The 24096-nt window shown below is 61.0% G+C and carries 19 protein-coding genes; 15 read left to right on the top strand and 4 right to left on the bottom strand.

The genetic code is table 11. The annotated features are described in order from the left end of the window. The first annotated feature begins 53 nt into the window (after positions 1–53). The 15 genes from gyrA (at position 54) to NP534_RS07375 (ending at position 19566) form a co-directional block, all read left to right on the top strand. Entirely contained in the window at positions 54–2816 is a 2763-nt protein-coding gene (gyrA, locus tag NP534_RS07445; protein WP_274098309.1) for a DNA gyrase subunit A, read from the top strand. A gap of 124 nt (positions 2817–2940) precedes the next feature. Further along, on the top strand, positions 2941–4026 hold the full coding sequence (gene serC / locus NP534_RS07440) for a 3-phosphoserine/phosphohydroxythreonine transaminase (RefSeq protein WP_033701507.1): 1086 nt from the start codon (positions 2941–2943) through the stop codon (positions 4024–4026). Beyond that, positions 4026–5120: a prephenate dehydratase gene (pheA, locus tag NP534_RS07435; protein WP_033700696.1), complete on the top strand. Its 1095-nt coding sequence runs from the start codon at positions 4026–4028 to the stop codon at positions 5118–5120. The genes serC and pheA overlap by 1 nt, the downstream gene beginning before the upstream one ends. 109 nt (positions 5121–5229) lie before the next feature. After that, positions 5230–7437, top strand: a complete 2208-nt coding sequence (locus NP534_RS07430) for a bifunctional prephenate dehydrogenase/3-phosphoshikimate 1-carboxyvinyltransferase (protein WP_274098317.1) — start codon at positions 5230–5232, stop codon at positions 7435–7437. Then, positions 7434–8120: a (d)CMP kinase gene (cmk, locus tag NP534_RS07425; RefSeq protein WP_033700694.1), complete on the top strand. Its 687-nt coding sequence runs from the start codon at positions 7434–7436 to the stop codon at positions 8118–8120. Before NP534_RS07430 ends, cmk begins: the two co-directional genes overlap by 4 nt. A gap of 124 nt (positions 8121–8244) precedes the next feature. Then, positions 8245–9921, top strand: coding sequence for a 30S ribosomal protein S1 (gene rpsA / locus NP534_RS07420; RefSeq protein ID WP_003252673.1), 1677 nt, complete (start codon positions 8245–8247; stop codon positions 9919–9921). Positions 9922–10423: 502 nt separating this feature from the next. Next, positions 10424–10720 carry an integration host factor subunit beta gene (ihfB, locus tag NP534_RS07415; RefSeq protein ID WP_003252675.1) on the top strand — a complete coding sequence of 99 codons (297 nt, stop codon included), beginning with the start codon at positions 10424–10426 and terminating at the stop codon, positions 10718–10720. Positions 10721–10739: 19 nt separating this feature from the next. After that, complete coding sequence (locus NP534_RS07410; protein ID WP_274098308.1) at positions 10740–11003, top strand: lipopolysaccharide assembly protein LapA domain-containing protein; 264 nt, start codon at positions 10740–10742, stop codon at positions 11001–11003. A 102-nt stretch (positions 11004–11105) separates the two neighbouring features. Next, positions 11106–12533: an MBL fold metallo-hydrolase RNA specificity domain-containing protein gene (locus tag NP534_RS07405; protein ID WP_274098307.1), complete on the top strand. Its 1428-nt coding sequence runs from the start codon at positions 11106–11108 to the stop codon at positions 12531–12533. A gap of 518 nt (positions 12534–13051) precedes the next feature. Continuing rightward, positions 13052–14311: a glycosyltransferase family 4 protein gene (locus NP534_RS07400; protein WP_274098306.1), complete on the top strand. Its 1260-nt coding sequence runs from the start codon at positions 13052–13054 to the stop codon at positions 14309–14311. Continuing rightward, the gene (locus NP534_RS07395) at positions 14308–15168 is read left to right on the top strand and encodes a dTDP-4-dehydrorhamnose reductase family protein (RefSeq protein ID WP_274098305.1); all 861 of its coding nucleotides are present in this window, start codon (positions 14308–14310) and stop codon (positions 15166–15168) included. Before NP534_RS07400 ends, NP534_RS07395 begins: the two co-directional genes overlap by 4 nt. Before the next feature lie 21 nt (positions 15169–15189). Next, positions 15190–16200: a polysaccharide biosynthesis protein gene (locus NP534_RS07390; protein WP_033700690.1), complete on the top strand. Its 1011-nt coding sequence runs from the start codon at positions 15190–15192 to the stop codon at positions 16198–16200. Beyond that, on the top strand, positions 16193–17317 hold the full coding sequence (gene wecB / locus NP534_RS07385) for a non-hydrolyzing UDP-N-acetylglucosamine 2-epimerase (protein WP_274098304.1): 1125 nt from the start codon (positions 16193–16195) through the stop codon (positions 17315–17317). The genes NP534_RS07390 and wecB overlap by 8 nt, the downstream gene beginning before the upstream one ends. Positions 17318–17512: 195 nt before the next feature. Continuing rightward, a complete protein-coding gene (locus tag NP534_RS07380) occupies positions 17513–18439 on the top strand; it encodes an NAD-dependent epimerase/dehydratase family protein (protein ID WP_274098303.1) in 927 nt (308 codons plus the stop codon). Then, positions 18436–19566: a glycosyltransferase gene (locus NP534_RS07375; RefSeq protein ID WP_274098302.1), complete on the top strand. Its 1131-nt coding sequence runs from the start codon at positions 18436–18438 to the stop codon at positions 19564–19566. The genes NP534_RS07380 and NP534_RS07375 overlap by 4 nt, the downstream gene beginning before the upstream one ends. A 48-nt stretch (positions 19567–19614) precedes the next feature. Here NP534_RS07375 and NP534_RS07370 read toward each other — a convergent pair whose 3' ends face one another. The 4 genes from NP534_RS07370 to NP534_RS07355 all read right to left on the bottom strand — a co-directional run. Next, positions 19615–20919 (bottom strand): hypothetical protein, encoded by a 1305-nt coding sequence (locus NP534_RS07370; protein WP_274098301.1) that lies wholly within the window; start codon positions 20917–20919, stop codon positions 19615–19617. Between the two features lie 250 nt (positions 20920–21169). Next, the gene (locus NP534_RS07365; protein WP_274098300.1) at positions 21170–22789 is read right to left on the bottom strand and encodes a hypothetical protein; all 1620 of its coding nucleotides are present in this window, start codon (positions 22787–22789) and stop codon (positions 21170–21172) included. Between the two features lie 60 nt (positions 22790–22849). Further along, the gene (locus tag NP534_RS07360) at positions 22850–23755 is read right to left on the bottom strand and encodes a glycosyltransferase (RefSeq protein ID WP_274098299.1); all 906 of its coding nucleotides are present in this window, start codon (positions 23753–23755) and stop codon (positions 22850–22852) included. Further along, on the bottom strand, positions 23742–24096 hold a 355-nt coding region (locus NP534_RS07355; protein WP_274098298.1), incomplete at its 5' end, for a polysaccharide biosynthesis C-terminal domain-containing protein. The genes NP534_RS07360 and NP534_RS07355, both read right to left, overlap by 14 nt.

The following is a 24096-nucleotide window of genomic DNA, read 5'->3' as shown; positions in this document are numbered from 1 at the left end:
TCGGCCCTTGATGGAGCTGCGAAGTTTCACCAGAAAAAGGAATCAGGCTTCTCATGGGCGAACTGGCCAAAGAAATCCTCCCGGTCAATATCGAAGACGAACTGAGACAGTCTTACCTCGACTACGCGATGAGCGTGATTGTCGGGCGAGCGCTGCCCGATGCACGTGACGGCTTGAAGCCCGTGCATCGTCGCGTTCTCTATGCGATGAGCGAACTGGGCAACGACTGGAACAAACCGTACAAGAAGTCCGCCCGTGTGGTCGGTGACGTGATCGGTAAGTACCACCCGCACGGCGACACTGCGGTCTACGACACCATCGTGCGTATGGCCCAGCCGTTCTCGCTGCGCTATCTGCTGGTCGACGGCCAGGGCAACTTCGGTTCGGTGGACGGCGACAACGCTGCAGCCATGCGATACACCGAAGTGCGCATGGCCAAGCTGGCCCACGAGCTGCTGGCCGACCTGCACAAAGAGACTGTCGACTGGGTGCCCAACTATGATGGCACCGAGCAGATCCCTGCGGTCATGCCGACCCGGATCCCCAACCTGCTGGTCAACGGTTCCAGCGGTATCGCCGTGGGCATGGCGACCAACATCCCGCCGCACAACCTCGGCGAGGTCATCGACGGCTGCCTGGCGCTGATCGACAATGCGGAAATCACCATCGATGAACTGATGCAGTTCATCCCGGGCCCGGACTTCCCGACTGCCGGCATCATCAATGGCCGTCAGGGCATCATCGAGGCCTACCGCACCGGCCGTGGCCGCATCTACATGCGTGCCCGCTCCGAGGTCGAGGACATCGACAAGGTCGGTGGCCGCCAGCAGATCGTCGTCACCGAGCTGCCGTACCAGCTGAACAAGGCGCGCCTGATCGAGAAGATCGCCGAGCTGGTCAAAGAGAAGAAGATCGAAGGCATCACCGAGCTGCGCGACGAGTCCGACAAGGACGGCATGCGCATCGTCATCGAGCTGCGTCGCGGCGAGGTGCCGGAGGTGGTGCTCAACAACCTCTATCAGCAGACCCAGCTGCAGAGCGTGTTCGGCATCAACGTCGTGGCATTGATCGACGGTCGCCCGCGCCTGCTCAACCTCAAGGACCTGCTCGAAGCGTTCGTCCGTCACCGCCGTGAAGTGGTCACGCGCCGTACCGTGTTCGAGCTGCGCAAGGCCCGCGAGCGTGGCCACATCCTTGAAGGCCAGGCGGTTGCGCTGTCCAACATCGACCCGGTCATCGCCCTGATCAAGGCTTCGCCGACGCCGTCTGAAGCCAAGGAAGCGTTGATTGCCACTGCCTGGGAATCCAGCGCTGTGCAGGTGATGGTCGAGCGCGCCGGCGCCGACTCCTGCCGCCCTGAAGACCTGCCAGAGCAATTCGGCCTGCGCGAAGGCAAGTATTACCTGTCGCCGGAACAGGCCCAGGCGATCCTCGACTTGCGCCTGCACCGCCTGACTGGCCTCGAGCACGAGAAGCTGCTGGCCGAGTACCAGGAAATCCTCGAGCAGATCGGCGAACTGATCCGCATCCTCAGCAGCGCCGAGCGCCTGATGGAAGTGATCCGCGAAGAGCTGGAAGCGATCCGCGCCGAATACGGCGATGCCCGCCGCACCGAAATCCTCAACGCCAGCCACGACCTCAACTACGGCGACATGATCCCGGAAGAAGAGCGCGTGGTGACCATCTCCCACGGTGGCTATGCCAAGACCCAGCCGCTGTCCGCCTACCAGGCCCAGCGCCGTGGCGGCAAAGGCAAGTCGGCGACCGGTGTGAAGGACGAGGACTACATCGAGCACCTGTTGGTCGCCAACAGCCACGCCACCCTGTTGCTGTTCTCCAGCAAGGGCAAGGTGTACTGGAAGAAGACCTACGAGATCCCGGAGGCCTCCCGCGCTGCCCGTGGCCGCCCGCTGGTCAACCTGCTGCCGTTGGAAGAAGGTGAGCGCATCACCGCGATGCTGCAGATCGATCTCGAAGCCCTGCAGCAAAGCGCCGATCCGGATGAAGAGCTGGAAGACGGCGACGAAAGCGTGATCGAAGGCGAAGTGGTCGAAGCGGAAGAAATCGATGAAGAAGAGGGCGACACCCTTGAGTGGGTAGCTGAGCCGACTGGCGCGTACATCTTCATGGCGACTGCTTCGGGTACCGTCAAGAAAACCCCGCTGGTGCAGTTCGCCCGTCCACGCACCAACGGCCTGATCGCCCTGAAGCTCAAAGAAGGTGACACCCTGATTGCCGCGGCCATCACCGATGGTGCCAAGGAAGTCATGATGTTCTCCGACGCCGGCAAGGTGATCCGCTTCGCCGAGAGCGTGGTGCGCGAAATGGGCCGTACCGCCCGTGGTGTGCGTGGCATGAAGCTGGGCAAGGGGCAGCAGATCATTTCGATGCTGATTCCTGAGTCCGGCGCGCAGATCCTCACCGCCTCCGAGCGTGGCTTCGGCAAGCGTACGCCGTTGTCCAAGTTCCCGCGTCGCGGCCGTGGTGGCCAGGGCGTGATCGCCATGGGCACCAAGGGGCGCAACGGTCTGTTGATCGGTGCCATCCAGGTCCAGGAAGGTGAAGAGATCATGCTCATCTCCGACCAGGGTACCTTGGTGCGGACACGGGTTGGCGAGGTGTCCAGCCTGAGCCGTAACACCCAGGGTGTTACGCTGATCAAGCTGGCGGCGGACGAAACGCTGGTCGGCCTGGAGCGTATCCAGGAGCCATCCGAGGAAGAGCTCGACGAGTTGGTCGAGGCGGACCCGGAAGGTGACGCGCCGGAGGCTGTCGATGATGACGGCGCGGGCGCCGAAGAGGCACCGCAAGAGTAAGCACACGCAACAACCCGAACGGGGCGACCAAGGTCGCCCCGTTTGACTGATTGAGCAGGCCGCTCCTACAGGGGCGGGGCCAGCAAGTGACGATTTGTTCTATTTTGGCAGAGCGAGAGTGGATGTGAGCAAACGAGCCTTTAACTTCTGCGCAGGCCCTGCTGCGCTTCCTGACGCTGTCCTGCAGCGCGCCCAGGCCGAAATGCTGGACTGGCATGGCAAGGGCTTGTCGGTGATGGAAATGAGCCATCGCAGCGACGATTACGTGGCCATCGCCGAGAAGGCCGAGCAGGACCTGCGTGACCTGCTGTCCGTCCCCTCCAACTACAAGGTCCTGTTCCTGCAGGGCGGTGCCAGCCAGCAGTTCGCCGAAATCCCACTGAACCTGCTGCCGGAAAACGGTACCGCCGACTACGTCGAAACTGGCATCTGGTCGAAGAAGGCCATCGAGGAAGGGCGTCGTTTCGGCAACATCAATGTCGCCGCCAGTGCCAAGCCCTACGATTACCTGGCTATCCCGGGTCAGAACGACTGGAACCTGACCAAGAACGCGGCTTACGTCCACTATGCGTCCAACGAGACCATTGGTGGCCTGCAATTTGACTGGGTTCCCGAGACCGGCGACGTTCCGCTGGTGGTCGACATGTCGTCCGATATCCTCTCCCGCCCGATCGATGTGTCGCAGTTCGGCCTGATCTACGCCGGCGCGCAGAAAAACATCGGCCCAAGCGGCCTGGTGGTGGTGATCGTTCGCGAAGACCTGCTGGGCCGGGCCCGCAGCAGCTGCCCGACCATGCTCGACTACAAGGTTTCGGCCGACAACGGCTCGATGTACAACACCCCCGCCACCTATTCCTGGTACCTCTCGGGCCTGGTCTTCGAGTGGCTCAAGGAGCAGGGTGGTGTCGAAGCGATGGAGCAGCGCAACCGCGCCAAGAAAGACCGCCTGTACGGCTTCATCGACGCCAGCGACTTCTACACCAACCCGATCAGCATCAATGCCCGTTCGTGGATGAACGTGCCGTTCCGCCTGGCCGACGAGCGCCTGGACAAAGCCTTCCTGGCCGGTGCCGACGCCCGTGGCCTGCTCAACCTCAAGGGCCATCGTTCGGTCGGCGGCATGCGCGCCTCGATCTACAACGCCCTGGGCCTGGAAGCGGTTGAGGCGCTGGTTGGCTACATGGCGGAATTCGAGAAGGAGCACGGCTGATGTCCGAACACGAGTTGAAGGCGCTGCGCGTTCGCATCGACAGCCTCGACGAGAAGATCCTCGAGCTGATCAGTGAGCGCGCCCGTTGTGCCCAGGAAGTGGCCAGGGTCAAGACCGCCACGCTCGCCGAGGGCGAAAAGCCGGTGTTCTACCGCCCTGAGCGCGAAGCAGCTGTGCTCAAGCGGGTCATGGAGCGCAACAAGGGGCCGCTGGGCAATGAAGAGATGGCGCGGCTGTTCCGCGAGATCATGTCGTCCTGCCTAGCCCTGGAAGAGCCGCTGAAAATCGCCTACCTGGGCCCTGAAGGCACCTTCACCCAGGCCGCGGCGATGAAGCACTTCGGCCATGCCGTGATCAGCCGCCCGATGGCGGCCATCGACGAAGTGTTCCGCGAAGTGGCGGCTGGCGCCGTCAACTTCGGCGTGGTGCCGGTGGAAAACTCCACCGAGGGTGCGGTCAGCCATACCCTGGACAGCTTCCTCGAGCACGACATGGTGATCTGTGGTGAGGTCGAGCTGCGCATCCACCACCACTTGCTGGTGGGCGAGAGCACCAAGACCGACAGCATCACCCGTATCTACTCCCACGCTCAGTCCCTGGCCCAGTGCCGCAAGTGGCTGGATGCGCATTACCCGAACGTTGAGCGCGTGGCGGTCTCGAGCAATGCCGAGGCGGCCAAACGGGTCAAGGGTGAGTGGAACTCGGCAGCGATCGCCGGCGACATGGCGGCGAACCTGTATGGCCTGACCCGCCTGGCCGAGAAGATCGAAGACCGTCCGGACAACTCGACGCGCTTCCTGATGATCGGCAACCAGGAAGTGCCGCCGACCGGCGACGACAAGACCTCGATCATCGTTTCGATGAGCAACAAGCCAGGTGCCCTGCACGAGCTGCTGGTGCCGTTCCATCAGAACGGTATCGACCTGACCCGCATCGAGACCCGTCCGTCGCGCAGCGGCAAGTGGACCTACGTGTTCTTCATCGACTTCGTCGGCCACCACCGTGACCCGTTGATCAAGGCGGTGCTGGAGCAGATCAGCCAGGAGGCTGTGGGGCTGAAGGTGCTGGGGTCGTATCCGAAGGCGGTGCTTTGATTGATGGCCTTGGGGGCTGCACAGCGGCCCCAGTGGCCCCACAGACTGTCTTGATTTCTGAACAGGGTTCGCACTCGTGGTAGATGCCGTAACAAACAAACCCGCGCCAATCATCGGGCGCCTGGTCGTCGTAGGCCTGGGCCTGATCGGCGGCTCCTTCGCCAAGGGCCTGCGTGAAAGCGGCCTGTGTCGCGAAGTGGTCGGCGTCGACCTGGATGCCCCCTCGCGCAAGCAGGCCGTGGCCCTGGGCGTGGTCGACCGCTGCGAAGAAGACCTCGCCGCCGCTTGTGTCGGCGCCGACGTCATCCAGTTGGCCGTCCCCATCCTGGCCATGGAAAAGCTCCTCGCGCGCCTGGCCCCGCTCGACCTTGGCAGCGCCGTGATCACTGACGTCGGCAGCGCCAAGGGCAATGTGGTTCGCGCTGCGCGCCAGGTGCTGGGTGAGCGGCTGTCGCGCTTCGTCCCCGGCCACCCGATCGCTGGGTCCGAGCAAAGTGGGGTAGAGGCCTCCAATGCCACCCTGTTCCGCCGCCACAAAGTCATCCTCACGCCGCTGCCGGAAACCGACCCGGTCGCCCTGGCCAAGGTCGACCGCCTGTGGCGCGCACTGGATGCCGATGTCGAACACATGCCGGTCGAGCGCCATGACGAAGTGCTGGCTGCCACCAGCCATCTGCCGCACCTGCTGGCCTTCGGCCTGGTCGATTCGCTGGCCAAGCGCAATGAAAACCTCGAGATCTTCCGGTACGCTGCGGGGGGCTTTCGCGATTTCACGAGAATCGCTGGCAGCGACCCGACCATGTGGCACGACATCTTCCTCGCCAACCGCGAAGCTGTCCTGCGCACGCTTGATACATATCGCAGCGATCTCGACGCCTTGCGCGACGCGATCGATGCAGGGGACGGGCACCAGTTGCTGGGTGTATTCACCCGCGCACGTGTTGCCCGCGAGCATTTCAGTAAAATCCTGGCCCGCCGGGCCTATGTGGACGCTATGAACGCCAACGATCTGATTTTCCTGGCCCAACCGGGTGGCCGCCTGTCCGGGCGAATCCGTGTACCGGGCGACAAGTCGATTTCCCACCGCTCGATCATGCTCGGCTCGCTGGCCGAAGGCACGACCGAGGTCGAAGGCTTCCTCGAAGGTGAGGATGCGCTGGCGACCTTGCAGGCCTTCCGTGACATGGGTGTGGTCATCGAAGGCCCGAACCAGGGGCGCGTGACCATTCACGGCGTCGGCCTGCACGGCCTCAAGGCGCCACCCGGGCCAATCTACGTGGGCAACTCCGGCACCTCGATGCGCTTGTTGTCCGGCCTGCTGGCTGGCCAGGCGTTCGACGTGACCATGACCGGTGACGCCTCACTGTCCAAGCGCCCGATGAACCGTGTGGCCAACCCGCTGCGTGAAATGGGCGCAGTGGTCGAGACCGGCCCCGAAGGCCGCCCACCGTTGACCATTCGTGGTGGTCACAAGCTCAAGGCGCTCACCTACACGCTGCCGATGGCCAGTGCCCAGGTCAAATCGTGCCTGCTGCTGGCCGGCTTGTACGCCGAAGGCAAGACCACCGTCACCGAGCCTGCGCCGACCCGTGACCACACCGAGCGCATGCTGCGTGGCTTTGGTTATGCGGTGCAGACCAATGGCCCGGTGGCGTCGCTGCAGTCCGGCGGCAAGCTCACTGCAACCCGCATCGAAGTGCCTGCCGATATCTCGTCGGCGGCGTTCTTCCTGGTCGCGGCCTCGATCGCCCAGGGCTCGGAGCTGGTGCTCGAGCATGTCGGCATCAACCCGACCCGTACCGGTGTAATCGACATCCTGCGCCTGATGGGCGGCGATATCACCCTGGAGAACCAGCGTGAAGTCGGCGGCGAGCCGGTGGCCGACCTGCGCGTGCGCGGCGCCCAGCTGAAGGGTATCGATATCCCTGAAAACCTGGTGCCATTGGCCATCGACGAGTTCCCGGTGTTGTTCGTTGCCGCGGCCTGCGCCGAAGGGCGCACCGTGCTGCGCGGTGCCGAAGAGCTGCGGGTCAAGGAATCCGACCGTATCCAGGTGATGGCCGACGGCCTGATCAGCCTGGGCGTGAAGTGCGAGCCGACCCCGGATGGCATCATCATCGACGGCGGCCAGATTGGCGGCGGTGAAGTGCACGGCCACGGTGACCACCGAATCGCCATGGCCTTCAGCGTTGCCTCGCTGCGCGCCAGTGCGCCGATCCGTATCCATGACTGCGCCAACGTCGCCACCTCGTTCCCCAACTTCCTGGCGCTGTGTGCCGAAGTTGGCATTCGTGTGGCTGAAGAGGGCAAGTCGTGAACACCCAGGCGCCAGTCATCACCATCGACGGGCCAAGCGGTTCGGGTAAGGGCACGGTTGCCGGGCTGCTGGCCCGCGAGCTGGGCTGGCGGCTGCTGGACTCTGGCGCGCTGTACCGTCTGCTGGCCTTCAACGCGAGCAATCACGGTGTCGACCTGACCAACGAAGAGCTGCTCAAGCAGCTTGCCGCCCATCTGGATGTGCAGTTCATCGCGGCCGAGCCCGGTAAGCTGCAACAGATCATCCTCGAGGGTGAGGACGTCAGTAACGTCATCCGCACCGAAACCGTCGGCGCGGGCGCCTCGATGGTGGCTTCGCTGCCCGCCGTGCGCGATGCATTGCTGATGCGTCAGCGCGCATTCCAGGAAGCTCCAGGCCTGATTGCCGACGGGCGTGACATGGGCACCGTGGTGTTCCCGGATGCGCCATTGAAGGTCTTTCTCACCGCCAGCGCGGAGGAGAGGGCACGTCGCCGTTACCTGCAGTTGAAGGGCAAGGGCGAAGATGTTAGTCTGTCGAGTCTGCTGGATGAGATTCGTGCACGCGATGAGCGTGACACCCAACGTGCAGTGGCCCCGCTGAAACCAGCGGCCGATGCCATTCAGTTGGACTCCACCGAGTTGTCCATCGAGCAGGTGTTGCAACGTATCAGGAGTGAGATCGCACTACGCGACCTTCACTGATAGCCAGGAGAGCAGGCAGGTGCACCAGTCAACGTCCTGCCGGCTTTCCTTTTAAATAACGAAACCCACATTGTCTGGAATGTGGCGATGGGCGTCTGTTTCGCCCGAATCTACAGGAATTAAAATGAGCGAAAGCTTTGCAGAACTCTTTGAAGAAAGCCTGAAAACCCTCAATCTTCAGCCGGGTGCGATCATCACCGGTATCGTTGTCGACATCGACGGCGACTGGGTTACCGTACACGCTGGCCTGAAGTCCGAGGGCGTCATCCCGCTCGAGCAGTTCTACAACGAAGCTGGCGAGCTGACCATCAAGGTCGGTGACGAAGTTCACGTTGCGCTGGACGCGGTCGAAGACGGCTTTGGCGAAACCAAACTGTCCCGTGAAAAAGCCAAGCGCGCCGAGTGCTGGATTGTTCTGGAAGCAGCTTTCGCCGCCGAAGAAGTGGTCAAGGGCGTTATCAACGGTAAGGTTAAGGGCGGCTTCACTGTCGACGTTAACGGCATCCGTGCGTTCCTGCCGGGCTCCCTGGTTGATGTCCGCCCTGTGCGCGACACCACCCACCTGGAAGGCAAAGAGCTGGAATTCAAGGTCATCAAGCTGGACCAGAAGCGCAACAACGTTGTCGTTTCCCGTCGCAGCGTGCTGGAAGCCGAGAACAGCGCCGAGCGCGAAGCCCTGCTGGAGACCCTGCAGGAAGGCCAACAAGTCAAAGGTATCGTCAAGAACCTCACCGACTACGGCGCCTTCGTGGACCTGGGCGGTATCGACGGCCTGCTGCACATCACCGACATGGCCTGGAAGCGCATCAAGCATCCTTCCGAAATCGTTAACGTTGGCGACGAAGTCGACGTTCGCGTTCTGAAGTTCGACCGTGAGCGCAACCGCGTTTCGCTGGGTCTGAAGCAGATGGGCGAAGATCCGTGGGTTGCTATCACTGCCCGCTACCCAGAAGGTACTCGCGTACAAGCTCGCGTTACCAACCTGACCGACTACGGCTGCTTCGCTGAGCTGGAAGAAGGCGTTGAAGGTCTGGTACACGTTTCCGAAATGGACTGGACCAACAAGAACATCCACCCGTCGAAAGTCGTTCAGGTTGGCGACGAAGTGGAAGTCATGGTTCTGGACATCGACGAAGAGCGTCGTCGTATCTCCCTGGGCATCAAGCAGTGCAAGTCCAACCCATGGGAAGACTTCTCCGGCCAGTTCAACAAGGGTGACAAGATCACCGGTACCATCAAGTCGATCACCGACTTCGGTATCTTCATTGGCCTGGACGGCGGCATCGACGGCCTGGTTCACCTGTCCGACATCTCCTGGAACGAAACCGGCGAAGAAGCCGTACGTCGTTTCAAGAAGGGCGACGAGCTGGAAACCGTCATCCTGTCGGTCGATCCAGAGCGCGAGCGCATCTCCCTGGGCATCAAGCAGCTGGAAGACGATCCGTTCTCCAACTTCGTTGCTGTCAATGACAAGGGCGCTATCGTCAAGGGCATTGTGAAAGAAGTTGACGCCAAAGGCGCCATCGTCACCCTGGCCGACGACATCGAAGCCACTCTGAAAGCTTCCGAAATCAGCCGTGACCGCGTTGAAGACGCGCGTAACGTTCTGAAGGAAGGCGAAGAGATCGAAGCCAAGATCATCAGCGTTGACCGCAAGTCCCGCGTTATCAGCCTGTCGATCAAATCGAAAGACGACGCTGAAGAGCGTGAAGCCATCCAGAGCCTGAAAAACGCTCCGGAAGCGGCTGCCGACACCACCATGGCTGCGCTGCTGCGCGAAGCAATGGCCAAGCAGAACTAAGTTCTGTTTGATCGGTAAAAAGGGCGACCCTCGGGTCGCCTTTTTTTTTGTGTTTGCGCGGGTTTTATGGTGTTCGCCGTTAGTTTTGGGGCGCCTGGACGATCGAGCGCCGCCCGCGCGGCGCATCGCGAGCTGCGCTCGCTCCTACGTTTGTTTTGGGCCAGTCATGCCTGTGACAGTCGCGCGCGACCGCCTTGTTTGTACGACGCGATATCGAGCCATGCGCCAAGGCGTTCGCGCGCAAATCTCGCAGGAAAAACTGGCCCGCAACAAACGTAGGAGCGAGCGCAGCTCGCGATGCGCCGCGCGGGCGGCGCTCGATTGCCGTGTCACCGTAAATCCACAGCAGAACACCCATAGGCCCTTGCCGGCTAGACCATTCTTGTAAAACTTCAATCTTGAATTTTTTTATTAAGTCAAGAACCACCCTGTTCAAATCCTTCCCGGCGTGCTACAAACTGGTTAAGCAATGATCTAGCTGCTTGATAACGAAGGGAAAAATATGACGAAGTCGGAGCTGATCGAACGTATTGTCACCCATCAGGGGCTGCTCTCCTCGAAGGATGTGGAGCTAGCCATCAAGACCATGCTTGAGCAGATGTCACAATGCCTCGCCACGGGCGATCGCATCGAGATTCGCGGTTTTGGCAGCTTCTCGCTGCACTATCGTGCGCCCCGTGTCGGCCGCAACCCCAAGACCGGCCAGTCGGTCAGCCTCGAAGGCAAATTCGTGCCGCACTTCAAGCCCGGCAAAGAGCTGCGTGATCGGGTCAATGAAGAAGACGAGGCTGAAGCCTGATCAACCAAGGAGCAATCTGATGCGGAACCTCAAGCGCGCCCTGGCGGCGGTGTTCGTGCTGTTGTTGGCGGCTGTGGTGCTGTTCTTCGTGCTGGAGAATCAGCAGGCTGTCTCGCTGGTCCTGTTCGGCTGGGCGGCACCGGCCGTGCCGGTTGCGGTGCTCGTGCTGGCGGCGCTGGTCGTCGGGTTGGCGGTCGGCCCACTGCTGGGCGCCTACGGTGTGCAGCGCAGCAAACGCAAAATTCGCGCTTCTGCCCGTGAGGCGGCACTAAGCGGTAACTAAGGAAATTTCTTACGCATGCTTGGGGCATTTCCTCTATGCCTGGAACGGCTGTCGTGAAGTAATAGCGGACTTCATTGTCGGCCCAGGCGAGTACGCGGCAGCATGGAATTCCCCGTCCTTTCTCATCATGGCGGCACCCGAGGTGTCACCGGGTCTTGTCACCAGCTTCACCTTGACCACGGTGTCAGCCTGCTGATCGATTGCGGTCTGGAGCAAGGTGCCGATGCGTCGCCGGGCGCAGAGTCCGCCCCCCTTGGTTTCGACGTGGGTAGCGTTCAGGCGCTAATCCTCACCCACGTGCACATCGACCATGTTGGCCGTATTCCGGCGCTGCTGGCAGCCGGCTACCGAGGCCCCATTTTCTGTAGCGAACCTTCTGCAAAGCTTCTTCCGCTGGTGTTGGAGGATGCGTACAGGTTGAGCATCAGTCGTGAACCGGTACACGTGGCACATTATCTCGACATCCTTGATGCGCTGATCATATCGGTGCCGTTCGGGCATTGGCATGATGTTGTCGAACGCGCTGGTGTCGACTGCCGCATCCGCTTGCAGCGCGCTGGCCACCTGCTGGGCTCTGCCTATGTAGAGTGCGATGTGCGCTTGGTTGGGGGTGATAGTCGTTGGGTGTTCTCGGGGGATCTGGGCAGCGGTCGTAATCCCATGTTGCGCCCTGTGCAGCCGCCAGAACGTGCCGACGTGCTCGTACTCGAAAGCACCTATGGTGACCGTCTGCACCCGCAACGCAGCAATCGCCGGCAGCAGTTGGAAACCGCCATCGATCATGCGCTGGCAGACCACGGAACCCTGCTTATCCCCGCATTCAGTCTCGGCCGGACCCAGGAATTGCTGTACGAGATCGAGGACATCCTGCATCACAAGTCATTGCTGTCTGATACGGCAGCATCCGCGCGCGATGGCCTCGATTGGTCACAGTTGCCCGTCATCCTCGACTCGCCGTTGGCACAGCGCATCACCAGCGCCTACCGTGAACTGCACGATTACTGGAGCTCCGAGGCCAGGGAGCGCGTGGGTGAGGGGCGCAATCCGCTGGGGTTCGACCAACTCGTTGCCGTTGATACCCATGCCCGGCACCAACAGGTGGTCAATTACCTCAAGAGTACGGGCCGCCCAGCGATCGTGCTAGCGGGTAATGGCATGTGCTCGGGCGGCCGTATCGTCAACTACCTGAAGGCGATGCTGGAAGATCCGCGGCATGAGGTGCTTTTTGTTGGCTATCAGGCAAAAGGCACGCCTGGCGCCGCCATACAGGCAAGCGAAGGCAAACAGGACTTGGTGCAGATTGATCTGGACGGGCAGGGGTATGAGATACGTGCGAAGGTGATGACCGTCGAAGGCTACTCGGGGCATGCCGACCAGGCGGGGCTGGTGCGGTTCGCTTCGCAAGGCCCGCAGCCGGCCAGGCGTGTGGTGCTGGTTCACGGTGAGCAGGCGGCAAAAAAAACCTTGGGCAAGGCTATTGAAGCGCAATCCAAGCAGCAGGGATATACGGTATCGGTCAGTGTTCCTTGACGGGCCGGGCTATGCACAGAGGCAGGTTGGCAATTTCGCCAAATAGGGATCTATCTCCACACTGGGCGGCGAAATGCTACGTACGATCCGATGGATGGCAGCTTTTTTTCACGCGTGTGTGGAACTTGCAATCGCAAATGAGAGACTTATCGTGGGTGTTGCGCCAAGGGGTTGAAGCCGCTGGCGCAGGGTAGTAGCTTGATGGCCGTGTGTTGGCATGGGTTGCAGCAAAACATTAGCAAGCTACAGTTTATTAATTGATGGCCAAAGGATGGCGATCCTTGGGTAACTACAATAACATGCGTCAACATCGGGAAGTGGCTAGGACAATAGTAGTGGGCTGCTTGTCTCCTGGTATTCCGAGGTTCGTGGAATGGCGGTGGATTAGTGGTGATGGCGAAATGGTTGTATTCCGCAGGCCAGCGCTTGCCATCTGATAGCATCCGCGCCCGCTACCGCGAGGGTTCAGGGCACTTCATGCAGCACCGATACCGCCACGCCCAGAAGGATAAGTCAGTGTGACGCAAGCCCCTTTGAAAATTGCTGTGGTCAGCCAGTATTTCTACCCTGAGAACTTCATCATCAATGATATCGTTCGGGAGTTGAGTGCGCTGGGCGTGCATGTTGAAGTGTTCACGGGCAAACCTAACTATCCAGGTGGAGAGGTTTTCCCAGGTTATACCGCCAATGATCCTGTCGAAGATCGCTTCGCCGACACGGTTACAGTTCACCGTGCGCCCCTGCGGCCGCGCAAGCACGGTGGGGCGAAAAACCTCATCCTTAATTACCTGTCGTTTGTTGCCAATGGTGTCAGGTATTTCAGGCGCCACGCAAAGCGCAGCAAGTTCGATATCTATTTCGTCTTTGCGCCGTCACCGATCATTTCCGTCATCCCTGCCCTCGCCATGAAGCGCGTACACCGCGCGCCGGTTTTTCTGTGGGTTCAGGATCTGTGGCCAGAAAGCCTGGAAGCTACCGGCTTCGTGCGTAACAAGTTCCTCCTGTCCATTGTCGGGCTGCTGGTGCGCGGGCTGTACTGGGCGGTCGATGTGTTGTTGGTGCAGTCGCGGGCGTTCATCGAGCCGGTCAAGCGCTATGCGCGGGCAGACAAGATCAACTACTACCCCAATTCCTACCTGCAGCAAGACGAGTCTGGCGAAGTCAGCCCCTTGCCCGAATCGCTGACGGCACTGCTGCGAGCACATTTCTGCGTCGTCTTTGCCGGCAACCTGGGCAGTGCCCAGGGGCTGTCAACCGTCATCGAAGCCGCACGTATCCTGCAGGCCGAGCAGTCGCAAGCCAGGATCGTGATGGTTGGCACGGGTAGCAAGGCGGCATGGCTGAGCGAAGAAAAACACAAGTGGGGGCTGGATAACCTGATCATCACCGGAGCCTACCCGCGGTCGGCAATGGCTGAACTCTTCGCGCTCAGTTCGGCGTTGCTGGTTACACTCAAGCGTGATGAGATTTTCAGTTTTACAATTCCAAGCAAGGTGCAGGCTTATCTGGCAGCCGGCCGGCCGATCATTGGTTGCCTGGACGGCGAGGGTGCCCGCGTGATCAACGACGCTGGCGCCGGTATAACCTGCCCGGCGCAAGACGGTGCCGGGCTCGCAGCCTGCATACAGTCGATGCAGACGATGCCCATGGAGCGGCGCGAGCAGATGGGCGCCAAGGCACGTGCCTACTTCTTGAAACATTTCGAACTCAGGGCGCAGTGCAAGACACTGGTGCGAATGTTCGAACAACGGATTGAACAGGACAAGACGACGCGATGAACATATTGGTATTGGGTGTCTCGGGCATGTTGGGGAGCGCCGTCTTCCGGTATTTCTCGGCGAATTCACAACATCGTGTATTGGGCACCCTGCGGTCCTCGTCCGCGCTCAGGCATTTCACGCCACAACAGTCAGAGTGCCTGTTGACCGGGGTCGACGTGCTCGATGCCGACGCGCTGATGGCGGCGTTTGCCAAAGCCAGCCCCGACGTGGTGATCAACTGCGTGGGCCTGATCAAGCAACTGGCCGATGCCAAGGACCCGCTGACCGCCTTGCCCATCAACGCCATGCTGCCTCATCGGCTGGCAACCTTGTGCCGGGTAGCGGGCGCGCGCCTGATCCATGTCAGCACCGACTGTGTGTTTTCAGGTACCAAGGGCATGTACCGTGAGCAGGATGAGTCCGATTGCACCGACCTGTACGGTAAATCCAAGTTCATCGGCGAACTGCATGACCTGGACGATGCGGTGACGCTGCGCACTTCGATCATTGGCCATGAATTGCAGAGCAACGCCTCGCTGGTTGACTGGTTCCTGTCCCAGCAAGGCAGCGTCAAAGGTTTCAACAAAGCGATCTTCTCTGGGCTGCCGACTGCCGAGCTGGCCCGGGTCATGCTGGAGTACGTGATTCCAAACCCCACCTTGAAGGGGCTTTATCACGTCTCGGCCGAGCCTATCGACAAATATGAGCTGCTCAAGCAAGTGGCGCAGGTATACGGCAAGGACATCCAGATCGTGCCGGATGACAAGCTGGTGATCGACCGCTCGCTGGACTCCTCGCGTTTTCGCGCCGATGCCGGCTACCAGCCGCCAACCTGGCCGGCGCTCATAGAATTCATGCACGCACAGCGTCAATAACGTATTACAAGGAGCGCACACGTGTTCGATAACAAAATTCTAATGATCACCGGTGGTACCGGCTCTTTCGGCAATACGGTACTCAAGCGTTTTTTAAACACCAGGGTCAAGGAAATCCGCGTCTTCAGCCGTGACGAGAAGAAGCAGGAAGACATGCGTATCGCCCTGGGTAATGACAAGGTGAAGTTCTACATCGGCGACGTGCGCGACTATCAAAGTGTTGCCGAGGCGATGGTCGGGGTCGACTACATCTTCCATGCCGCAGCGCTCAAGCAAGTACCGTCCTGCGAGTTCTACCCCATGGAAGCGGTCAAGACCAATGTCATCGGCACCGAGAACGTGTTGAACGCGGCCATTGCCAATGGCGTGAAGCGCGTCGTGGTACTCAGTACCGACAAGGCGGTGTACCCGATCAATGCGATGGGCATCTCCAAGGCCATGGCCGAAAAGCTCATGGTCGCCAAGTCGCGGATGATCCCTCAGCAAGGCCCGGTGATTTGTGCGACCCGTTACGGCAACGTCATGGCTTCGCGTGGCTCGGTAATTCCGCTGTTTGTCGACCAGCTCAAGGCCGGTAACGAGCTGACGGTGACAGACCCGAACATGACGCGCTTCCTCATGTCGCTGGAAGACTCCGTCGACCTGGTGCTGCACGCATTCGAAAATGCCGAGCAGGGCGACATCTTCGTGCAGAAAGCGCCAGCGTCGACCGTCGCAGACCTGGCAGAAGCACTCAAGCAGCTGTTCAAGCGGGAAAACCCGGTAAAAGTGATCGGCACCCGCCATGGCGAGAAGCTCTATGAGTCGCTGATTTCCAGGGAAGAGATGGCCAAGGCCGATGACATGGGCCGTTACTACCGCATCCCTGCCGACAACCGCGACCTGAACTACAAGAAGTACTTTGTCGAAGGCGAGCAGCATATCTCCGAGCTCGATGACTACACCTCCCACAATACCGAGCGGCTTGATATCGAGGGCATCAAGGCCCTGCTGCTGAAACTCGACTACATCCAGGAAGAACTCAATGCTTAAGGTCATGACCCTGGTCGGTACTCGGCCCGAATTGATCAAGATGAGCCGCGTCATCGCTGAACTCGATGAGCAGGCTAACCACATCCTGGTGCACTCCGGGCAGAACTACGACTACGAGCTCAACCAGGTGTTCTTCGACGACCTGGGCATTCGCAAGCCGGACCACTTCCTGGGCGCCGTGGGTACGACGGCGGCCGGTACGATCGCCGAAGTGATTGCCAAGTCGGATGAAATCTTCGAGCTGGAAAAGCCCGATGCGCTGCTGCTTTACGGCGATACCAATACTTGCCTGGCGGTAATTGCCGCCAAGCGTCGGAAGATTCCTGTTTTCCATATGGAAGCGGGTAACCGCTGTTTCGATCAGCGCGTGCCGGAGGAGCTCAACCGCAAGGTGCTCGACCACCTCAGCGACATCAACATGGTACTGACCGAGCATGCCCGGCGTTACCTGCTGGATGAAGGTATCCGCCCGGAAACCATCATCAAGACCGGCTCGCACATGCAGGAAGTGCTCGACTACTACCGGCCGCGGATCGATGCCTCGACGGTGCTGGAGCGCGAGGCGCTGGAGGAGGGCAAGTACTTCATCGTCAGCACGCACCGCGAAGAGAACGTCGACACGCCGCAGAACTTGCGCGACCTGCTTGCCTCGTTGCGCGCGCTTGCCGATGCCTATGGCCATCCGATCATCGTCTCGACCCACCCACGCACCCGCAAGCGCCTCGAAGACCTGGGCGAGAGCCTCGATCACCCGCTGATCCGCTTCGTCAAACCCTACGGCCTGCTGGACTACATCCGCCTGCAGATGGGTGCGTTGTGCGTGCTCTCCGACAGCGGGACCATTACCGAAGAGGCTTCGCTGCTCAATCTTCCAGCAGTGACCATTCGTAATGCCCATGAGCGGCCCGAAGGCATGGACGAAGGTACCCTGATCATGTGCGGCCTCACGCCGGATCGCGTACTGGATGCCGTTCGCGTGGTGATCAGTCAGCATGACCGCACCCAGCGGGTGATACCGGTTGTGCAGGACTACCTCGGCGGCCCGGTGTCCAAGCAGGTCGTGCGTATCGTCTACAGCTACACGGACTACATCAACCGCACGGTCTGGTCCAAGTAAAGCACCTCGCCAAGGCTGCCCGTCGGTTGATCGCGGGCAGCCCTGCATCTCTGCCGTGCCCAGCACCGGCATGCCCCGGCGTGCCGCCCACTGACCCCCGCAATGCCTGCCCCTCTGTTACGCGAGGCCCGGTGGTGCGACCGAGTGGGGCAAAGGCGACTGCCGAAACAGGCCGCATGGAGGATTGAACAGCACATGAACAAGCTGGTGGTTATTGGGGGAAGCGGCTTTGTCGGCCGGCACTTCCTTGATTCATGCAGTGCACTTCGTGACACCGAAGTCGTCTATGCGATTCACCGTACCGAACCTGACTGGTTGTGCGCCGCCAATGTGCGCATCGAACGGTTCGATGTGGATGACCCCGAATCGCTGGCGGTCATCCTGGCGCCCGGTTGTACCGTGATCAACCTGCTCAGGCCGGATGGCAGCGGCTGGTTCGAACCTGCCATCGTCAATGTGCTGAAAGCCTGCGAGCAAGTGCGGGTGAAGCGCTACGTGCATGTATCCAGTATCGATGTCTTCGGCGCTGCCCCGGACCCGGTGGTCGATGCCGCTACCCCGATCCAGCCCCGAACCCCCTACGAGCGCGAGCATGCCGCTGCCGAGGCCTTGGTGCGGGCGGTGGCGGCCAGCCGTTTTGAAGTACTGGTGCTGCGCCTGGGTGCGGTGTTTGGCGATGGTGGGTTGAACATCGTGTCGTTCGTGCGTGAAGTTTCCAGTGCCCCGGCCTGGAAGCTGGGCTTGCGCCGGGTGCTGTACGGGCCGCGGCGGATGCACCTGGTCAGTGTCGAAAAGGTGGGGCAGACGTTGGTGTTCGTGGCGCAAGTGCCCGAGATACGTCAAGGCGAGGTGGTGCTGGTGACCGATGATGCGGCGGCCGAGAACAACTTCGGCTACCTGCAGGATGCCCTGCTGAAGGCATTCGGGCGGCCATCGATCAGCTACCTGCCGCATGTGCCCCAGGCCTTGTTAGGGCTGCTGCTACGCCTGCGCAAGGTCAGCAATGCCAACCCCATGCGACGCTTCAGCGAAGCCCGGCTTGCCGAATGGCGGCAACCCCCGACGGCAGACTTCAAGCAACAACTGCACCGCTACATTGCAGTGCTCAAGGAGTCGGCATGAAGGTACTGCTGGTCAACATTTCACTCGATGCCAAGCTGGGCGGTGGCACGGCCGAGCGTACCCGCCACCTGGCCACCCATCTGGCAAAGGCGGGGAGCGGTTGTGCAGCCATCGCCATGACCGGCAACTCCTGGCAGCGCGAGTTCGATGAGCACGGCGTGCAAAGCTACATCACCGGCCGTATCGGCCGGCACTTTCCCATCCCGTTGCTCAACCCCTGGCGTGCCTGGCGCCTAGTGCGGAATGCCGATGTGCTGCACATCATGGGTTACTGGAACCTGCTGAGCGTGGCCATGGGCCTGCTCGCGCTGTTCGCAAGGCGCCCCTACGTTTTGTGCCCGGCAGGGGAATTCGCTTCGGTGGGGGCGCCATCAACGATCAAGAAAGCCTTCCACTTGAGCGTCGGGCGCTGGCTGATCAAAGGCGCCTCGGGCTTCATCGCGATTACCGACCTGGAGCAGGGCGTGATCGCGCAGGTAGCTGACGTCCCTCAGGCCAGTGTGCCGGTGATCGGCAATGCCGTGGCCGAGCCAGGCGAGCAGCAACAGGCACCCACCGTCGTTGTTCCCGACGAACCCTTCATTCTGTTCATGGGGCGGCTAGCCCCGGTCAAGGGGCCGGATTATCTGATTCAGGCCTACCTCGATACGCCGGCCGCGCAGCGGTACCCGCTGGTGATGGCGGGGCCGGATTTTGGCATGCAACAAGCACTGCAGGCACAGGTGAGCGCGTCAGGGTTGGCCGAGCGGATCCACTTCATCGGTTTTCTGAATGAGGCGCAACGCACCCAGGTCTATCGCCAGGCGATGCTGCTGGTCATCCCGTCGCGCTCGGAAGCCATGTCGCTGGTTGCACTGGAGGCAGGGGTGGTCGGGCTGCCGGTACTGCTGACCGACACCTGCGGGTTCAACCAGGTCGAGGATGTACAGGGCGGCATGGTGGTTCCAGCCAATGCCGAGGGCATCGCTTCAGGGCTGCAACGGATGCTGGAAGATGAGGCTGAGCTCAAGGCCAAGGGCGCGCGGCTCAAAGCCTTCATCCTTGAGCATTACACCTGGTCGGCGACGGTTCAGGTCATGCTGCGTCGCTTCACCCAACTGCTGCGCAGTGGGTCGATGAAGGATTGAGGTTGCGCCGTGCACGTAGCATGGGCTACGTGCACGGCGTCAGCGGCTTCAGGTAGCTGGCTGCTGCAGGTTCGATGCAGACTTGCGGCGCCCGGCCAGGGTCGAGCTGCAGATGAACATGGTGAAGGCATAGGGCATCCAGACGATGGGCCGCTGGTAGATGCTCAGCGCGAACAGCACGAAGAACAGCAACACCCACAACCGGCGCTTGGCATTGTGCGTAATGGCCAAGGTCAGGCTGATCATGCTCAGGGCGAACAACAGCGCCCCTATCAGGCCGAAGTCCGTGAGCAATCGCGTGACAACCTGGGACACCCCGCCATACACCACGCTGGAGTCAGCGCCCATGCCGAACAGCAGGGTTTTGGTGTCAGCATCGAAATAGCGCGCCAACAGTTTGTCCATTTCCGGCAGCGACCGGTTATTGAGGTACTGAGTCTGGCGAAGGTGCTGCTCTGGCTGCTGGGCTGCCGGCACTTGCGGCGTTGTCGCAGCATCATTGGCTGACCCGTTGGCGGAGTCGGCGGCGGGTGAGAACAGTAGATCCCCACTCTGAGTCACTGCTTTTTCATCGGCTGCCTGCGTGGCTGCCTGCGCGACAGGTGGCGGCGGTGCGCTGGGCTTGATGATGCCCAGCACCAGCAGGCCGAACAGGCCAAGCACGGCCAAGGGCAGCAACGTGATCGGTGAACGGGCCTGTACCAGGCGGAACAGGAAGCCCAGCGATGCCATGACGATAAAAGCCAGCGAGAACGACAGCACGCCGCCGACGAAGATGATCAGAAACGGGAAGGGCTTGAGGCGGAACCGGTTGCCCGCCAACAGGAAGGCGGCGAGGGTGCCGACCATGCCGGGTTCATCGTACATCGCGCACAGCCGATACAGTTCGCCTCCCCAGGGAAGCGACAGGTTGTTGCCCGACAACAGCAACGCGCCCGGGGCATGCAAGTAGTACCCGCCCGCTTCGGCCATTGTCGGGTTGAGCAGGGGCACGCGGTCCAGCGTAATGGGGATGTTGGCGATGGCGCACAGGGACACAACGATGCCGGGGATCAGGCTGATAGCAAAGATCCAGCCAAACCACTGCAGCACCTTGCCGCGTCGCTGGTCGGAAAACACACACAATGCCATCAGCGTTGGGAGTACGAAATACCAGCGTGTGGTGGTGCCGTCGATCTTGGGCAGCATGCTGATATAGACCACGAACAGGCAGATCAGGATGAACCCTGGCAGCTCGCGCCGGCGTGGCCGATCACCGAGCAGGAATGCAACGACGGCCAGGCAACCTGAGAGCAGCCCTGCAACCGCCATATGGCGCAACGAATACCAGAGAAAATACGGGTTCAGCGTCACCCATGCACACAGCGCAAAAAGCGGCGCTACGCATGCATCGAGGGACGGGGTCGCGCTGTAAGTCCTGATAGCTGCTGTCATCGTAGGGGATCTGCCTGATCACACCTGGGCATGCCGCTTGCTGGGTTCAGCAGCGGCATGTGCCTGGTCTGTAATAATGAGGGTTGACCTAACTGTGACAAAAGTTGAGCGAAAGTGTGCGGTGCAAAACACGACGTTCGTCGGAATTTTCTTACAACTGCGACAGGGGCTAAGGGGTCGGTATGAGGGATGCCTGACCTGGCCGTGGCGCAGTCACCAGGATGCGTGCCAGATATAACCCTGCGATGAAACCCACCAGTTCGATCAGGAAGAAGAACTGCACGCGGGGGAAGTTGGTTTGCACCACCAGATACGCCAACGCTACGCCTATGGTGGCTTGGGTGAAGATATTGCCGACCAGCTGGCTGGCCAGCCGTTCGGCCAGGGTGCCGACCAGGAACAACAACGCCAGGCCTCCTGCCAGCAAGGCAAGATTACCGCTGTAGAGCAGGATGGCAATCGGGCCCGGAATGGTCATGAAGGTGAAGTTTTCGAAGGTCTGGTACTGCGCATCCGACATCCGCTGGTAGATTGCCTGGGTGCCGCTTTCCGGGCGCTCGGCGAGGCTGCGGACAAACAGCGGCCAGCCGGTGTCCTCGTGGCTGACGACCGCCAGTACGCCTTCCAGGCCTACCCAACGGTCCACCACCAGCTTGCTCAGTTCCATGAGCATGCCTTTCCAGCGTTCGCGCTTGATCTGGGCTGTTTCTTCGGGTGGCATCACAGGCAGCGGTACTGCCTGGGCGGCGATGCGCAACAACGGCATGGCGGGGGCGAGCATGGCCGTGACGGCTTGGGCGGCGTCGGCGGGGACCAGGGTCATGCCGCTGAGCGCGAGGTTCGGTTGGGCGCTGGTTTGGTTGGCGGCGCTGGCCAGTAGCTGGCTGCTGACGGCAACCGGCGCCCCGACCGGCCTGGCCTGGGCGAACGAATGCAGGCGATCGGCGGAAACCAGCAGCAGCGAAGCCACGAACAGCGCTGCGGTGACGGCCAGGATCCTGACCCACTGGACCACGCGTAACGCCGTGACCAGCTCACGGCTGTGGGTAAGGTAGACCACGAATGGAGCCGCGACGTGGAGGATCATCTGCGCCCGGCTGCCCATGGACACCGCCGTTATCGCGCCTTCCAGAATGAGAATGTAGAACAGCACCTCCAGCTTCATCCTGCGTGCCTGCACCAGCCAGTAACCCAGGGTGGCCAGAAGGATCAGGTTGCCCCAGGCGATCATGAACGATACCAGCACATAAACGACGCTGGGCAGCTTGAGGGCGGGTTCGGTGCCTACCTTGAGAATGGCGTACTTGAAGTTGAGTGCCAGCAGCAGGCCAGTCAGCGCCAACGCCAGCCACAGGGCGGGCACCAGCAGTGCCCGGGGCTTGTCGACAGAGATGGCCACCGGGGGCCGCTGGCGTGAGGCGATGGTTTGGCAGACCAGCAGTGTGGCGAAGGTGATGTTCAGCGCCATCAGCGCGGCGTCCCACAACTGCGGTGAGTCGTCGAAGGCGCCTATCGGTTCGATAAACTGGGTATCCAGAATGAAGTGCAGCACCAGCTTTGCCCAGCAGCCAAGGATCAGAAAGGCCAGCAGGAAGAACGAAAAGAAGCTGGTGCGGTTGTTCAGCACGCTGCGCACCAGCAGCGCCGCCAGCGCGCCATTGAGCAACAGCGGCAGCAGCGAGGCAGGATAATTCAAGGCTGCCGCGACCGTGGCAATGGCCACGATCATCATCGCCGTGGCTTGCAGGTAGCGATTGCCCAGCAAGTGCCCTTGGACAGCTTGAATCATTGACGCACCCCGGTGTTGCTGTTCAGTTGAGTGTTGCGCAGACACTGCCCTGGCCAATGTTCAGGCTTTGGATTTAGGCCTGACGATGGTCAATACATAGCTGACCATCTTGCGCGACAGGAGCGATGAAGGGTCGAGCAGGGCCGCCTTGCCCATGCGCGCCAGGAACAGCGCATAGCGGCCAGAGAAGCCGTGCATGAAGCCAGACAGCATCAGGGCATTGGCCAGCGCCTTGCGCTTCCAGCCCAGGATGGAGGGCGACAGCCCGCGCGTCTGGTACAGGCTGTTGATTACCCGCAGCGGCTCGTCGGAGCGTTCGGCGTTGCAGGGGTTGTAAGTGGTCGAGCCGGAATGGATGCGAAAATCTGCAAGCGGTGTAGGCACGCGGGTAAATGGCCCGTGTTGGCAAAGGCGCAGAAAGAAGTCCATGTCTGGGATGTTGCGCAGGCCAGTGTTCCAGCCGCCCACCTGCTCCCACACCGAACGGCGGAACAACGCCCCCGGCCCAGGCAGGCACTGGAAGTTGGCGATCAGCAGGCGCTCTTCATAATCAGGGGTGTGCACGGTGCGTACAGGTTTGGAGTCTTCGTCGATGACGCAGAAGTCCGGGTAGGCCAGCACCGCCTCGGGCGCTTGGGCCATGGCAGCGACAATGGCCTCGACCGCGCCCGGATGCAGCCGATCATCAGCGCTGAGGTAGCCCAGCAGCTCACCGCTGCTCTGTTGCCAGCCAAAGTTCATCGCTGCGCTCTGCCCGGCGTTGGCCTGCCGATAGCGAATGAAATTGCCTGGGTGCTGCTCGAGCAGGGCAGGGGTCTCGTCGCTCGAACCATCGTCGACGACGATCAGCTCGACATGCGGATAGGTCTGCGCAAGCACACTGTCGATCGCATCCAGCACATAACGCCCAGTATTGTAGGTAGGAATGACGATCGAAACCTTGGGCTGTATGTTACTGGCGACCATGAGAGACCTTTCGACGGTAATAAAGGCGCACGAAGCGGCGCAATGAAGTGTAATCCGCGGTGGTGTTCAGATTGAATATCCGCTTGACGCAATAGATTTGCGCCAGTGACTGGCAGACCCCGCCGAGGCTGTATACCACGGCTAATCCGATGATTCCATACAGCCACATCGCCAGTAGCCCGGCGGCGATCATGCACGCGCCACTGACTACCGAAATGCGCATGGCGACATGTTGTTTCTGCAGCATCATCAGTACGAAGCCGGCAGTGCCGGCGTAGGTCTGCGCCAGTTGCGACATGCCCAATATGGCGAAAATATAGTAAGCATCGGCATAATCGCTG

This window comes from Pseudomonas sp. 39004 (assembly GCF_028682155.1).
Lineage (GTDB): Bacteria > Pseudomonadota > Gammaproteobacteria > Pseudomonadales > Pseudomonadaceae > Aquipseudomonas > Aquipseudomonas capeferrum.
Note: the sequence above shows the minus strand (reverse complement) of the source record. Positions and strands in the feature narration are given on the sequence as shown.